The organism is Stenotrophomonas sp. P5_A8 (assembly GCF_056400545.1).
The window spans coordinates 1-1,275 of record NZ_JBFULB010000554.1 but is presented as its reverse complement, the minus strand read 5'-3'; the positions used below and the strand labels follow the sequence as shown (position 1 = coordinate 1,275).

Genomic DNA, 1,275 nt, shown 5'->3' with positions numbered 1-1,275 from the left:
GACGAGCAGAAGCTGGAAGGCCGCATCGTCCGCGGCGCGTATGCAGAAGTGAACGACTAAGCGCGCCTGCGCGCCGCGGCCTTGGGGCCGCGATTCTCCCGGGGACACCGTGGGCGGGAACGCCCGGGTCCGCCGTGCCCTCAGAAAACGACATGGGAATACTCAATGACGCGCGTTCTTCGTTCGCAGCCGGGCGTGAAGCAGCCGTGGTACGACGTGCAGGGGCTGCTGCCGCGTCGCGGCCGTCTGGCGCTTGCCCTGTGCACGCTGCTGGCGCCCGGGGCGCAGGCGGCGGAAGAAGCGGCGCTTGATCCGGAACGGCAGCGTACCGATACCCGGCTGTTGGACAAGGTCTCGGTGCTCGGCTCGCAGATCGCCGGCGGTGGCGCGCAGGCGGCGCTRCCGGTGGTGGCCGTGGACCGGGAACAGATCGATGCCACCGGGGCCACCAACGGCAACGAGTTGTTCCGCAGCCTGCCGCAGTTCGGTGATGTCGCTGTCACGGAAAAGGGCACCACCAACGCAGGGCGGAACTCCAATGTCGCCCGCGGCGACGTGGGCTCGATCAACCTGCGCAACCTCGGCGCCAAGTACACGCTGCTGCTGATCAACGGCCGCCGCACCGTGCAGCACCCGATCAGTAACAGCGGCGATGACACCACCTACAACGCCAATGCGATTCCGACCTTCGGCCTGGAGCGCGTCAACCTGCTGCTGGACGGGGCGGCCTCGATCTACGGGTCCGACGCCGTGGCCGGCGTGGTCGATCTGGTGACGCCGAGCAACCTGCAGAATGGGGGTGGCATCAAGATGAACTACGGCAAGGTCTCGGACGGCCACCGCGAAGATGTCTCCCTGGACGGCTACTTCGGCAGTGACTTTGCCGAAGGCCGCGGCAACATCTCGGTGCTGTATGGCGTTTCCAGGCGCACGGCGCAGCGCAATTCCGATGCCTGGTTCACCGCGACCGATGGTCGCCGGCCGCTGGGCGATGGCACCAGCGTGCCCGATCCCGACGGCACGGCCGGCTTCAGCACGCGAACGCCGTGGGGTCATTTCGATACGTACGCCAATGGCCGGCGCACCGGCAGCTGGCATGTCGATCCGGCCACCGGCACGCTGATTTCCGGCACGGTGCCGACCCGCTATCACTACGATTCGGCCGCCGAGCCGGGCATCACCTCGTCACCGTCCATCCGCAAGGGAAATGTGTTCGCCAGTGGCCGCTTCGATCTCACCGACAGCATGCAGTTGTTCGGCGAGCTGGGCTACTAC

1 protein-coding gene is annotated in these 1,275 nt (G+C 67.1%); it reads left to right on the top strand.

Going from position 1 to position 1,275, the window contains the following annotated elements; translation table 11 throughout:
* Nucleotides 1-165: 165 nt before the first annotated feature.
* Nucleotides 166-1,275, top strand: a 1,110-nt coding sequence (locus AC1DQP_RS20610) for a TonB-dependent receptor plug domain-containing protein (protein WP_478052444.1), incomplete at its 3' end; no start/stop codon positions are given.